This window comes from Pantoea sp. UBA6567, assembly GCF_002434165.1.
GTDB lineage: Bacteria > Pseudomonadota > Gammaproteobacteria > Enterobacterales > Enterobacteriaceae > Pantoea > Pantoea eucrina.
The window spans coordinates 148,666-161,559 of sequence record NZ_DJJN01000006.1 but is presented as its reverse complement, the minus strand read 5'-3'; the positions used below and the strand labels follow the sequence as shown (position 1 = coordinate 161,559).

Sequence of the window (12,894 nt, the reverse complement as noted above, 5' to 3'; positions counted from 1 at the left end):
GACTTTTCCCGCCACTTACTTGTATATACAGGAGTAGATCATGTCGCATGCACTGCAGGAAATCTGCCTGGAACCCGGTAAGGTGGATCTCGCGACCCTGCGCACTATCTATCAGCAGCCGGTGACGTTACACCTGACGCCAGCGGCGCGCAGTGCTATTCACCGCGCCCATGCGACCGTCGACGATATCGTCGCGTCCGGCAGCGTGGTGTATGGCATTAATACCGGCTTTGGCAAACTGGCACAGACGCAAATTCCCGCTGCCCGCCTGGCTGAGCTGCAGCGTAACCTGGTGCTGTCGCACAGCGTTGGCCTCGGCGATCTGCTGCCGGATAACGTCACGCGTCTGGTGGTTGCCAGCAAGATTATCAGTCTGGCGCGCGGTCATTCCGGCGTCCGTATTGAGCTGGTGGATGCCCTGCTGGCGCTGTTTAACGCCGGCGTGATGCCCTCTATTCCGGCTAAGGGCTCAGTAGGCGCGTCTGGCGATCTGGCTCCGCTGGCACACCTGTCGCTGATGCTGCTGGGTGAAGGCGAGGTGCGCATTGCCGGTGAACGGCGGCCGGCAACGGAAGGTCTGGCGCGCGCCGGACTGACGCCGATTGTCCTCGGGCCAAAAGAGGGACTGGCGCTGCTGAACGGAACCCAGGTCTCAGCGGCCCTGGCGCTGCGCGGCCTGTTTGAAGCGGAAAATCTCTTTGCTGCTGCACTGATGGCGGGCGCGCTCTCGCTGGAGGCGATTAAAGGCTCGGTTAAACCCTATGATGCGCGCATTCATCAGGCGCGCGGCCAGCCTGGCCAGATCGCTGTCGCCGCCGCCGTCAGCTCGCTGCTCAGCGGCAGCGGGATCCTGCAGTCGCACACCCACTGCGGACGCGTCCAGGATCCCTACTCTGTCCGCTGCGTGCCGCAGGTGATGGGGGCCTGCCTTGATAATCTCAGCCACGCCGCGCGCGTCCTGCAGATTGAGGCCAATGCCGCCTCCGATAACCCGCTGGTTTTCAGCGACAGCGGTGAAGTGATCTCCGGGGGCAACTTCCACGCCGAGCCGGTGGCGTTTGCGGCTGACATTATTGCGCTCGCCGTGGCCGAAATAGGTGCTATCTCCGAGCGCCGTCTGGCGCTGCTGCTCGACAGCACTCTCTCCGGCCTGCCGCCTTTCCTGGTGCAGGATGGCGGCGTCAACTCCGGCTTTATGATTGCCCAGGTGACCGCTGCCGCGCTGGCATCAGAAAACAAATCGCTGGCGCACCCTGGCAGCGTAGACAGCCTGCCTACGTCAGCGAATCAGGAAGATCACGTCTCTATGGCCACCTATGCAGCACGCCGTCTCGGGGAGATGTGTTTTAACACCGCTGCGGTGGTCGGCATTGAAGCGATGGCCGCAGCCCAGGGCATTGAGTTTCACCGGCCGCTGCAGAGTTCGGCCATCCTTGAACAGGAGATGCAGCGCATTCGCAGCAGGGTGGCGTTTCTTGCCAGCGACCGCCTGCTGGCACCCGATATCGAAGCGATGCGTCTGTGGGCTGCGGGCACGCAGTGGCCCGACGCGCTAATAACGTTGCTGCCGAGCCAGCGCCAGAACCAGCACTGAGGAGTGAATCATGAGCGAAACCCTGACGCAGGCCGTGGCCCGCGAAATCCGTGCCCCGCATGGCAGTGAACTGCACTGCGCTAACTGGCTTATCGAAGCGGCCTGGCGCATGATCCAGAATAACCTCGACCCCGATGTCGCCGAACGTCCGGACGATCTGGTGGTCTACGGTGGCATCGGCAAAGCCGCACGTAACTGGCCCTGTTTTGAGCAGATCCTGCGCTCGCTGCGCCTGCTGCAGCCGGATGAGACGCTGCTGATCCAGTCCGGTAAACCGGTGGGCGTATTCCGCACCCATGCCGACGCACCGCGCGTGCTGCTGGCTAACTCTAACCTGGTGCCGCACTGGGCGAACTGGGATCATTTTCATGAGCTGGATCGCGCCGGCCTGATGATGTATGGCCAGATGACCGCCGGCTCGTGGATCTACATTGGCGCCCAGGGCATTGTGCAGGGAACGTTTGAGACCTTCGCCGAAGCGGGCCGCCAGCACTATAACGGCGATCTTACCGGTCGCTGGATCCTCACCGCGGGCCTCGGCGGCATGGGCGGCGCACAGCCGCTGGCCGGCGTGCTGGCGGGTGCCTGCGTATTAGCGATTGAGTGCCAGGAGTCGCGCATCGATTTTCGCCTGCGCACCCGCTATCTCGATCACAAAGCGCGTACGCTGGATGAGGCGCTGGCGCTGATTGAACAGGCCACGGCGGCAAAAGAGGCGATCTCTGTCGGCCTGCTGGGCAATGCGGCGGAGATCCTGCCGGAGCTGGTAAACCGCGCCCGCGCCGGCGGCATACGCCCCGATATCGTGACCGATCAGACCTCTGCGCACGATCCGGTCAACGGCTATCTGCCGCAGGGCTGGGAGGTGGCTCGCTGGCAGGCGGAGCGCCAGCGCAATCCGAAAGGCGTTGAACAGGCGGCGCGCGCCTCCATGGCAGTGCACGTCCGGGCCATGCTCGATTTTCACCATATGGGCGTGCCGACCGTGGACTACGGCAATAATATCCGGCAGGTGGCGCTGGACGAGGGGGTCAGCAACGCTTTTGACTTCCCTGGTTTTGTTCCCGCCTATATCCGCCCGCTGTTCTGCGAGGGCAAAGGCCCGTTTCGCTGGGTGGCGCTCTCGGGCGATCCGGAAGACATTTATAAAACGGACGCAAAATTAAAGTCGCTGTTTCCGGATAACCTCAATCTGCATCGCTGGCTCGACATGGCGCAGGCGCGTATCGCTTTTCAGGGCCTGCCCGCCCGTATCTGCTGGCTCGGACTGGGCGAACGCCATCTGGCCGCGCTGGCGTTCAACGAGATGGTACGCAGAGGCGAGCTGAAAGCGCCGGTGGTGATTGGCCGCGATCATCTCGACTGCGGTTCAGTGGCATCGCCTAACCGCGAAACGGAAGCGATGCGCGACGGCTCAGACGCGGTCTCTGACTGGCCGCTGCTTAACGCGCTGCTGAATACGGCCGGTGGCGCCACCTGGGTCAGCCTGCATCATGGCGGCGGCGTCGGCATGGGTTTTTCCCAGCACGCCGGCGTCGTAATTGTCTGTGACGGTACGCCGGAGGCGGATGCACGGCTGGCGCGCGTTCTGTGGAATGACCCGGCCACCGGGGTAATGCGCCATGCCGATGCCGGCTACGAGCAGGCGCAGGCGTGCGCCGTGCGGCACGGGCTGAACCTGCCGATGCTAACGTAACGGCCGTTTACGCAGGGAAGCGTAGCCGCTATCAGTGAGGGTTGTATATTCCACAAGGATATAATCTATAGCCAAATTATTCCTTTTAGCGATAGACGCTCCGACGACATATCACTACAGTGATGACTTATCCCCTGCGCTGGCGCGCGTTGCAAACGGAGCCCTCTGTTATGAGTCTGCCTGCTCTCCTGCTGGAAAATGCCCTTAACTGGCGTCATCAGTTACATCAACTGCCTGAGCTGGGCTATCAGGAACAGCAGACCAGCGAGCTGGTCGCCCGCGTACTGGAGCAGGCCGGGCTTCAGGTATTCCGCGGCATAGCGGGCACCGGCGTCATTGGTACGCTGGAGAACGGTCCGGGGCCGGTGATTGGGCTGCGCGCTGATATGGATGCGCTGCCGATCACAGAAAAAGGCAGCGCGGCGTGGAAATCGACCCGGCCCGGCGTGATGCACGCCTGCGGTCACGACGGCCATACCGCTATTCTGCTGGCCGCCGCCTGCCAGCTCGCCGCCACGCGCGATTTCAGCGGCACCATCCACTTTCTGTTTCAGCCCGCCGAAGAGAACCTCGGCGGCGCACGCCGCATGGTAGAAGAAGGTCTTTTCTCGCGCTTCCCTATGGATGCCGTCTATGCAATGCACAACTGGCCCGGACTGCCGCTCGGCACGCTGGCGGTGAATCCGGGGGCGATGATGGCGTCGCTCGACTCCTTTGAGATCACCCTTTCCGGCCGCAGCTGCCATGCGGCCATGCCGGAAAGCGGCGCCGATCCGATGGTCGTGGCGGCTGAGCTGGTGCTGGCGCTGCAGACCATCCCTTCACGCCGCCTTTCGCCGCTGGCGTCCGCCGTGGTGAGCGTGACGCAGATCCACGGCGGCGAGGCGATTAACGTCATCCCGGAGCAGATCACGCTGCGCGGCACGGTACGCTGTCTGCAGCCGGAGGTGCGCGAGCGGGTGCGCGGCCTGATTGAAGAGTTTGTGACCGCGCTGCCGCGACCGTTTGGCGTCAGCGGTGACATTCACTGGTATCCCGGCTATCCGGTGACCGCAAATCACCCTGCCCCGGCACAGCAGGTGCGCGAGGTGGCGGAGCAGATGCTGGGGGACGCGCAGGTAAAATGGGCGTGCAGCCCGTCGATGGCGTCAGAAGATTTCGCCTGTATGCTGGAAGCCTGTCCGGGCGCCTACTTCTGGCTGGGCGCCGACGGCGAGGTGCCTTCTGCGCCGCTGCACAACGCCAGCTACGATTTTAATGATGCGCTGCTGCCGGTGGGGATTACTTTCTGGCAGAAACTGGTGGAGAGCGTACTGGCGAAACGCTGAGCCGCTGCCGTCTGCTAAACCGGGTGCGCAGCACGCCCTGCACCGCGCTTACATGCCCGCCTGCTGCAGCCTGATCTCAGCAGCAGATAAGTTTGCCGCTTCACCCGTTGCCACCAGGCAGCAGGCGAGCTGCAGCCGCAGCGACTGCGGCACGGCACGCGTGCCGTTCAGCACCTCATCACTCCAGCGCGCGGTGGTTTCAGCCTGTTTGTTCTCCGGCAGCGCTTCCACACGCTCCGGCTGCCGCTCAACCCAGATCTGCGCCTCACCCGCCGCGCCGGCAATATAGTTGATCGCCGGACAGCGCAGCGGACTGGCATACACCTCGCCTTCCGTGCCGTTGAGCAGAATAGCGGGCGCGTCTATCGCCTGGAAAAATGCGCCGACGCGCGGCACATATTCAGGATGCGACACGCTGGCAAGACGCAGCGCGGCGCGTTCGGCAAACGGCGTGGCCAGCTTTGCCAGCGTATGCGCGCTGTTGCGCACGCCCATCCGCCAGCGCAGCGCCAGCTGTCTGGCCACAGGCGGACAGAGGTTATCGATGGTGATAAACGCCAGCTCGCCGTTATCCAGCGCCGCCTGCGCCTGCGCGGCGGTCGTTACCGCCGCGATGCCTGATGCGGCAAGCACCGCTTCACTGGTTACGCGCGTGGCGTCTTCGCTGACACCGTGCAGCAGCACCGGAAAGCCCAGCTTTACCAGCAGCCGCGCCAGCAGCGGCGTCAGATTGCCCTGACGGCGCGCGCCGTTATAGCTGGGGATCACAATCGGCATCGGCCGGCCGGCCGGCGCCTGCAGCCGCAGCATACGCTGTTGCATGGCGTGATAGAAACCGCGCATCTCCGCTTCGCCTTCGCCTTTAATCCGCAGCGCAATCAGGATCGCACCCAGCTCCAGCTCCGGCACCTCGTCTGCCAGCATGGCGCTGTAGAGCGCCACCGCAGTGTCGAAATCGATATCGCGCGCATGGTTTTTACCGCGCCCGATCTCTTTAATAATTTTATTCAGTTCCATAGTTACGCTTCCTGCTTTCTGGGCGCGCCGCAGTGCGGCGGCCGGAACGAGTAGCCGCTCAGCGCGGCTACTCAGGCTTTTCGTTTGCGTCTGGCGCTTTTTTTCTCTTCCGGCACCGCAGGCTGCTCGATCGGAAACACCGGCAGCGCCGCCAGCAGCCGGCTGCCGTAGCTTTTGCTGAGCAGACGGCGATCGTAGATCACAATCTCACCAAAACAGTGATGACTGCGGATCAGGCGCCCGACCTGCTGTATCAGCGTAAACGAGGCGCTGGGCAGGCTCTGGACTTCAAACGGATAGCGGCGCAGGCTTTTCAGCCACTCGCCTTCGGTCAAAATTACCGGACTGTCTACCGGCGGGAAAGCGATTTTATGAATATGCACCTGCGACAGCAGATCGCCTTTAAGATCGAGCCCTTCGGCAAACGACTGCAGGCCCACCAGAATGCTGCTGTTTCCTGCGGCCACCCGTTCGCGATGCAGCGTCACCAGCCGGGAGCGCGGCTGATCGCCCTGCACCAGCATCGTGAGACGCAGCTCCGGCAGCTGCGCAACAAACTGCTGCATCGCCCGTCCGCTGGCAAACAGCACCAGCACGCCTTTATGTTCCCCTTCCGCCATCTGCTGGCGGAAAAAGCGCGCCATTTCGGCGATATGCTCAGCTTCGTTTGCCAGCAGCGGCTCATAGCGCATCTGCGGGATCACCAGCTTGCCCTGGTCGACATGATTGAACGGAGAATCGAGCGCCACGAAACGATCGCCCGCTTTCTCACTCAGTCCCGACATCTCCTGCAGGCGGCTGAAGCTGCTGAGCGAACGCAGCGTGGCTGATGTCACGACCACATGCGGAATTTTACGCCACAGCAGCTTCTCCAGCTGGTCGCTGACGCGGATCCCGGCGCAGTGAAACAGCAGGTGCGCCTGCCCCTCGCGCACTTCACGCGTCACCCATTTAGAGACTGGCGCGTTTGAGGCTTTTTCCATTGCGGCCAGCCGCCAGAGTTTACTGATGGCTTCTAACCAGCCAAAGTGCCGGTTGAGCTGCAGAATCGCTTTATGCAGGCGCATAATATCCGCCTTACCGGTCTGCTCGCCCAGCTCATTCAGCAGCCCCTCACTCAGACCGCGCAGCGCGTCGCTAAGCTTAAACAGTCGCGCACAGAGCGTGAGCAGCGTTTCCGGCAGCTCCCCCAGCACAAAACGAAACTCACCCGGCTGATTATCGGGCGGCAGCAGCGGATTGAGCGCCTGACTCAGCGTCTGCAGCAGCTCGCGCATCTCTTCGCAGTGCTGTTTGAGCCGTTCAGGATTGGTCAGCGGCGGGGGCGATTTGGGGCGGAACTGCGCCATGATCGTCTCTACCAGCCGTATGAAGAGATCGAGCTGCAGCCCGCTCCAGCCTGGCGTGATCTCGGCGCTCATCTCCAGCGCGTCACGCGCCACTTCCGGCAGATGGTGGCCCTCATCCAGTATCAGCATCAGATGCTTTGCCGGCGGCAGCACCGACTCATTTTCCATAGCTGCCATTACCAGCGCATGGTTTGCGACGACGACGTCAGCCTGTTCAATCTCGCGCCGGGCGACAAAAAAGGGACATTCACGATACCAGCGGCAGTGGTGAGCCAGACAGTTGGCTTTATCGGTCGAGAGGCGCCGCCACAGGCTGTCATCGATCGCCTTCTCCGCGTGATCGCGCAGGCCATCCCATGTATGGCGGCTGAGATCTTTCTCCAGCCCGGAACAGATTTTCTGCTCCTCTTTTGAGCCGGTCACCGCCTCTTCATCCAGATAGAACAGCAGGTCGCCCTGCTGATCGTCGCTGGCGGCCAGCGCGGCCAGATTACGCGGGCAGACATAGCGTCCGCGGCCAAAGGCCGCCGTAAAGGTGAGATCGGGGATGATCTTTTTCAGCAGCGGGAGATCTTTGGTGAAAATCTGATCCTGCAGCGCCACGTTGGCTGTGCTGATCACCAGCCGTTTTTCATCGGCACGGCTTACCGCAATGCCGGGGATCAGATAAGAGAGCGTTTTACCCACGCCGGTAGGGGCTTCAATAGCCAGATGGCGCCCCTCATCGCCCGCCAGACTTTTTGCCACTTCGGCAATCATCTGGCGCTGCGGCGCGCGCGGGATAAAGTCAGGAACCTGCTGCTGCAGCGCCTTATACCATTGCGCAATCTGGCTTTTAATCGCTGCTGTCAGAGCCATAATTATTACTGTTGAGTTAATCCGGCCTGTATTTTTACACAGTAATCTGGCAGCGTCAGCCTCAGCGCATCTTTTTTCGCACCCGCTGCCCGTTACAGCAGTTTGTACATCAGGGTGGTCGCCTCCATAACCCCTTCCGTTGAGCAGGCATAGTGCGGTATCTCTCCGGCGCTCTGCCAGCCCAGAGAGAGATAGAGCTGGCTGGCCACGTCCCCGCTGCGGGTATCCAGCACCAGCAGCGTTTTTTTCTGCGCCCGGGCCAGGTCTTCTGCCTGCAGCATCAGCTGACGCGCAATGCCCTGCCGTCGACGCTGCGGGTGCACCAGCAGCTTGCTGATTTCTGCGCGGTGATAACCGTTAGGCATCGGGCTGCCGCTCAGTGTTACGGTCGCCACCGGGATCTGATCCTGCCAGGCCACCAGCAAAATATGGCTTTCATCTGCCAGCGCAGCGGCTCTCGCCTGCCAGAAGCGCTCTATAACCTGCCGATCGCCGGCGTCGGTAAAGCCCACGCTGGCACCGTCTGCGACACAGGCCTGCAGCAGATCGCTCAGCGGAGCGATAGCGTGTGCTGCGCTGGCAGCAGTAAGCTGAGAAAACGTGATCATGGTTTGCATACCGCCAGAATATAGCGGGCGCCCGCTTGCGCATCGGCGCTGAAGGCGGAGCGTCCCGTCAGGTGAAAACGCAGGCAATCGCCGGCAGCCAGCGTCCAGCGCTGCTGCTCCATCACGATCGTTAAGCCGCCGCTCTGCAGCCAGATATGCTGCTCAAGCCCCTGAAGAGGAGGCGTGTCATAGTAAATATGTGCGCCTGGCGGGAGTACCCCTTCAATCAATTCTGTTTTAAACTGCCTTGCGGGAGGAGAAAGGGTGCGACGCTGAAAGCCGCTATCGGGATCGCGCCAGCAGGTTTGCTGGTCAGCTTTTATCAGCAGCAACGTCTCATCTTCGACCTCCTGCAACAGACGTGACATTGTCACGCCATAAGCAAGACATAACCGGTTAAGCAATGCTGCGGTAGGACTGGTCTCAGCGCGTTCAATGCGCGACAATGAGGCCCGGCTGATGCCTGTCGCCTGAGCGAGTTCATCCAGCGACCAGCCCTGCTGTTCGCGAAGCTCAGCGAGCCGCAGCGCCAGCCGGTTATCCGTTTCAGTTACTGACATAGTGCCCTCTCAGATATGAGAAATCGCTCTCTTATTTGAGAATTAACCGAAAATCGGGAAAAAACTCAAGTTGTACAATAAAATAAAGATTGTACAAGGCAGCCCCGACGGTTAAGGTGTTTTTATGCAGGTCGCAATATTTGAGGACATTATGGCCTTATACAGTATCGGCGATGTTGCCGAGCGCTGTGGAATAAACCCGGTAACACTTCGCGCCTGGCAGCGACGTTACGGTCTGTTAAAGCCTCAGCGCACCGAAGGTGGTCATCGACAATTTGATGATGAAGATGTTCAGCGTATCGAAGAGATTAAACGCTGGATAGAGAGCGGCGTGCCCGTCGGTAAAGTAAAAGCGCTGCTTGAGGGTGAAACGGTCAACGTGCACGACGGCTGGACTGCGCTGCAGGAAGAGCTGATGAGCGTGCTGCGCCACGTCCGCGCGTCAAAGCTGCGCACCAAGATTGCCACCATCGGTCGTGAGCATCCGATTGATGCACTGATCGATCACGTTTTTGTGCCGGTACGCCAGCGTCTGGGTCTCGATCAAAACACTGCCCGCACGATGTGCAGCCTGCTGGACGGCGCTATCATCGATTACGTCGCGTTTTGTCTGGCGGGTGCCCGCAAAAAACCAGGTAAAGATGCGCTGATTATCGGCTGGGCCGTGGAAGATCGCACCCGAATCTGGCTGGAAGCCTGGCGTCTGGCACAGCACGGCTGGCGCATGGATGTGCTGGCTGAACCGCTGGATATGCCGCGCCCTGAGCTCTTTCCGGGACAGCATCTGTTTATCTGGACCGGGAAACGGCCAACGCGGCGTCAGCAGGAGCAGTTTGAACACTGGCAGGCGCAGGGGTTTTCCATACAGATGCACGAACCGGCTTAATGTAAAACCGCACGTCAGGCCTTTTTCCTCTGCCGGGCGCGCGTTATCATGCCTGACTCACGGCATTAATCAGGTACTGCAATGAACTGGAATAAAATTTTTATCGGTACGCTGTTCGCCATCATGGCGATAGGCGGTATGGGTGGCATGATGCTGGTAGGCTACAGCCTTATTCTGCATACCCGGTAAACCAGCGCTGCACCCGCTCCAGCAGCCGGTCGCAAATCAGCGCCAGCAGCGCAACCAGTATGGCTCCCTGAATGACATAGGCGGTGTTAAAGCCGCTCAGACCAATGATAACGGGCGAACCCAGACTGGCCGCGCCTACCGTTGACGCGATAGCCGCAGTCCCGATATTGATCATCACCGATGTGCGTATACCCGCCATCATCACCGGCGCAGCCAGCGCCAGTTCAATCTGCCAGAGGCGCCGCCACGGCCCCATACCAAGCCCGGTTGCGATCTCCCGGTTACTGGCCGGCACGCTCTCAATACCCGCCAGCGTCCCCTGCAATACCGGCAGTACGCCATAAAGAAACAGCGCGACAATTGCAGGCGTTGCGCCAAATCCCATCACCGGTACGGCAATCGCTAACACCGCAACCGGCGGAATGGTCTGTCCTGCCGCAGCCAGCGTCTCCAGCGTTGGCCGGAACGCCTCGCCAGCGCGGCGCGTGGCAAAAATTGCCCCGCCCACGCCCACAATCGTTGCCAGCAGAGTGCCGCTGGCGACCAGCCAGAGATGGGCCAGCGTCAGACGCCAGAAGCTCTCCTGCTGATAGAGCGGACGCTCCAGCCGGGGAAACCACCAGGCAAACAGCGCTTCACTGTGCGGTAATCCCCACAGCAGCAGTAAAAACAGCGCAATCAGCCAGCTAAGCGGCTCGCGTAACAGGCGCTTCATTGCGCCTCCCGCGGGCGCAGCAGATCGCTGAAATGCAACACGCCCACCCGCTGCTGCTGCTGATCCACCACCGGTAAGGTATCGGTCCCGCGTGCGATAAACTGCGACAGCGCTTCACGCAGCGACAGCGCAGCGGTAATCGGCTCGGCATCAACCCATTCGCCGCGGCGCGCCATGCTGCCCGCCTGCCCCAGCGCCAGCAGCCGCACGCCCAGCTCGCTGCGGCCAAAAAAGTTGCGGACAAAGTCGCTGGCGGGCTGCGTCAGCAGCGTAACCGGTGCGCCCTGCTGCACAATCTTACCGTTATCCATCAATACCAGCTGGTCAGCCAGCGTCAGCGCCTCATCAATATCGTGCGTCACCAGCACGATGGTGCGGCCGGTAAGCCGCTGAATGCGCAGCATCTCCTGCTGCAGCGCCTGGCGGTTTACCGGATCGAGCGCCCCGAAAGGCTCATCCATCAGCAGCAGTTCCGGATCGGCAGCCAGCGCGCGCGCTACCCCTACCCGCTGCTGCTGCCCGCCGGAGAGCTGATGCGGATAGCGGGTCGCCAGCCGGGGATCGAGATTCAGCAGCGCCAGCAGCTCTGCCACCCGTGCCGCAATTTTCTGTGCGGGCCAGCCCAGCAGCGATGGCACGGTGGCGATGTTTTTCGCCACGCTCCAGTGCGGGAATAAGCCGATTGACTGAATGGCGTAGCCGATGCGCCGGCGCAGTGCGCGGACGTTCATCTGGCCGATAGGCTCGTCCGCAAAGCGGATCTCGCCGCTGTCATGCTCCACCAGCCGGTTGATCATCTTCAGCAGGGTCGATTTACCGGAGCCGGATGTGCCGATCAGAACCGTAAAACTCCCCTGGCCGATCTGCAAAGAGAGATCGGAAATCGCCGTTTTACCGGCAAACTGTTTGCTCACGTTATGAAATTCAATCATCTTTTCTCTCCAGCAGCGCGGACAGCAGCCGCAGCAGCGCATCACAGAGTACCGCCAGCGCCACTACCGGGATCACCCCCAGCAGAACCAGATCCAGCGCGCTGCTCAGCAATCCCTGAAAGACGATAGCCCCGAAGCCGCCGGCACCAATCAGCGCCGCAACGACTGCCAGACCTACGGTTTGCACCACCACCACCCGCAAACCAGCAAGCCAGACCGGCAGCGCCAGCGGCAGCTCCGCCAGCCAGAACTGCTGTCCGGAACTCATGCCCATGGCGCGTGCGGTTTCGCGTACTTCAGGCGGCACCTGCTCCAGCCCGGCAACCACGCTGCGTACCAGCGGCAGCAGCGCATAGAGCACCAGCGCAATCAGCGCCGGCGCCATACCGATACCGCTGATGCCAAAACGGCCGAGTACGGGAAAATGTGCAGCCAGCCCGGCCAGCGGCGCAATAAGCAGGCCGAAGAGCGCCACAGAGGGAATGGTCTGGATAAGATTCAGCAGGCTGAATACCGGCCGCTGCCAGCCAGGACGGCGCGCAATAGCCAGCCCCAGCGGCACCCCCGCCAGCAGCACCGGCATCAGCGTACCGCAGACCAGCAGCAGATGCTGGCTAAAGGCCGCATGGAACGTGGTGCTGCGGCTGGCATACTCTTTCAGCAGCGACAGCTGATCCAGCCAGCCGGTCAGTAAAAACAGCAGCGGCAGCACGCCGGTCTGCAGATTCAGCAGAATGCGCCAGACAACCTGCCGGCTTATCGCTCTGATCGCTTCTGCTGCCAGCAGCAGCGATAATCCGGCCGCACACCATAAACCGCTGCCAAACGCCGTGCGCGCCAGCGGCGAACTGCTGCGCGCCAGCTCGCTGGCACCGCTGCCGCCGAGGCCGATAAGCAGTGCAAACAGACCCTGCGCGCCCAGCAGGGTTAGCAGAGCCGTACGCCGGCCCGGCGGCCCGAACAGGCTCAGCCAGAGCAGCGCGATCGGCAGCGCCAGCCAGCCGGCGTGCGCAACCTGCCACACCATCAGCGGCTCGCCCGATACCAGCCGGTTAGCCGCAAAGCGCAGAAACGGCAGCATCAGCAGCGTCAGCGTGATAAGCGCCGTCAGCAGCAGCGTGACCGGCTGACGGCCGGGGCGCAGCAGCAGCTGTCGCACCTT

At 61.7% G+C, this 12,894-nt stretch carries 11 protein-coding genes; 4 read left to right on the top strand and 7 right to left on the bottom strand.

The window, feature by feature from the left end; genetic code table 11:
- Positions 1–40 precede the first annotated feature (40 nt).
- The 3 genes from hutH to B4M48_RS06725 all read left to right on the top strand — a co-directional run bounded on the left by hutH (position 41) and on the right by B4M48_RS06725 (position 4,618).
- A complete protein-coding gene (gene hutH, locus B4M48_RS06735; RefSeq protein ID WP_039383390.1) occupies positions 41–1,594 on the top strand; it encodes a histidine ammonia-lyase in 1,554 nt (517 codons plus the stop codon).
- Between the two features lie 10 nt (positions 1,595–1,604).
- Positions 1,605–3,290 carry a urocanate hydratase gene (gene hutU / locus B4M48_RS06730; RefSeq protein ID WP_071669017.1) on the top strand — a complete coding sequence of 562 codons (1,686 nt, stop codon included), beginning with the start codon at positions 1,605–1,607 and terminating at the stop codon, positions 3,288–3,290.
- Positions 3,291–3,460: 170 nt separating this feature from the next.
- Positions 3,461–4,618, top strand: coding sequence for a M20 aminoacylase family protein (locus B4M48_RS06725; RefSeq protein WP_071669016.1), 1,158 nt, complete (start codon positions 3,461–3,463; stop codon positions 4,616–4,618).
- Between the two features lie 48 nt (positions 4,619–4,666).
- On the opposite strand, the gene ybiB is transcribed toward B4M48_RS06725, so the two are convergent.
- The 4 genes from ybiB to B4M48_RS06705 form a co-directional block, all read right to left on the bottom strand.
- Positions 4,667–5,635, bottom strand: coding sequence for a DNA-binding protein YbiB (gene ybiB / locus B4M48_RS06720; RefSeq protein WP_039383385.1), 969 nt, complete (start codon positions 5,633–5,635; stop codon positions 4,667–4,669).
- 71 nt (positions 5,636–5,706) lie between these two features.
- Positions 5,707–7,842, bottom strand: coding sequence for an ATP-dependent DNA helicase DinG (dinG, locus tag B4M48_RS06715; protein ID WP_250341004.1), 2,136 nt, complete (start codon positions 7,840–7,842; stop codon positions 5,707–5,709).
- A 92-nt stretch (positions 7,843–7,934) separates the two neighbouring features.
- Positions 7,935–8,450, bottom strand: a complete 516-nt coding sequence (locus B4M48_RS06710) for a GNAT family N-acetyltransferase (protein ID WP_039383382.1) — start codon at positions 8,448–8,450, stop codon at positions 7,935–7,937.
- A complete protein-coding gene (locus B4M48_RS06705) occupies positions 8,447–9,010 on the bottom strand; it encodes a helix-turn-helix domain-containing protein (protein ID WP_039383380.1) in 564 nt (187 codons plus the stop codon). The genes B4M48_RS06710 and B4M48_RS06705 overlap by 4 nt, the downstream gene beginning before the upstream one ends.
- Before the next feature lie 151 nt (positions 9,011–9,161).
- Here B4M48_RS06705 and B4M48_RS06700 point away from each other — a divergent pair, with 151 nt between their 5' ends.
- The gene (locus B4M48_RS06700; protein WP_039385767.1) at positions 9,162–9,896 is read left to right on the top strand and encodes a MerR family transcriptional regulator; all 735 of its coding nucleotides are present in this window, start codon (positions 9,162–9,164) and stop codon (positions 9,894–9,896) included.
- Between the two features lie 169 nt (positions 9,897–10,065).
- Here B4M48_RS06700 and B4M48_RS06695 read toward each other — a convergent pair whose 3' ends face one another.
- From B4M48_RS06695 to B4M48_RS06685, 3 genes are read right to left on the bottom strand one after another with little or no spacing between them, the layout of a single operon-like run.
- Positions 10,066–10,800 carry an ABC transporter permease gene (locus B4M48_RS06695; RefSeq protein ID WP_039383378.1) on the bottom strand — a complete coding sequence of 245 codons (735 nt, stop codon included), beginning with the start codon at positions 10,798–10,800 and terminating at the stop codon, positions 10,066–10,068.
- Positions 10,797–11,732, bottom strand: a complete 936-nt coding sequence (locus B4M48_RS06690; protein ID WP_288656278.1) for an ABC transporter ATP-binding protein — start codon at positions 11,730–11,732, stop codon at positions 10,797–10,799. The genes B4M48_RS06695 and B4M48_RS06690 overlap by 4 nt, the downstream gene beginning before the upstream one ends.
- On the bottom strand, positions 11,725–12,891 hold the full coding sequence (locus B4M48_RS06685; RefSeq protein ID WP_288656275.1) for an ABC transporter permease: 1,167 nt from the start codon (positions 12,889–12,891) through the stop codon (positions 11,725–11,727). Before B4M48_RS06685 ends, B4M48_RS06690 begins: the two co-directional genes overlap by 8 nt.
- Positions 12,892–12,894 lie beyond the last annotated feature (3 nt).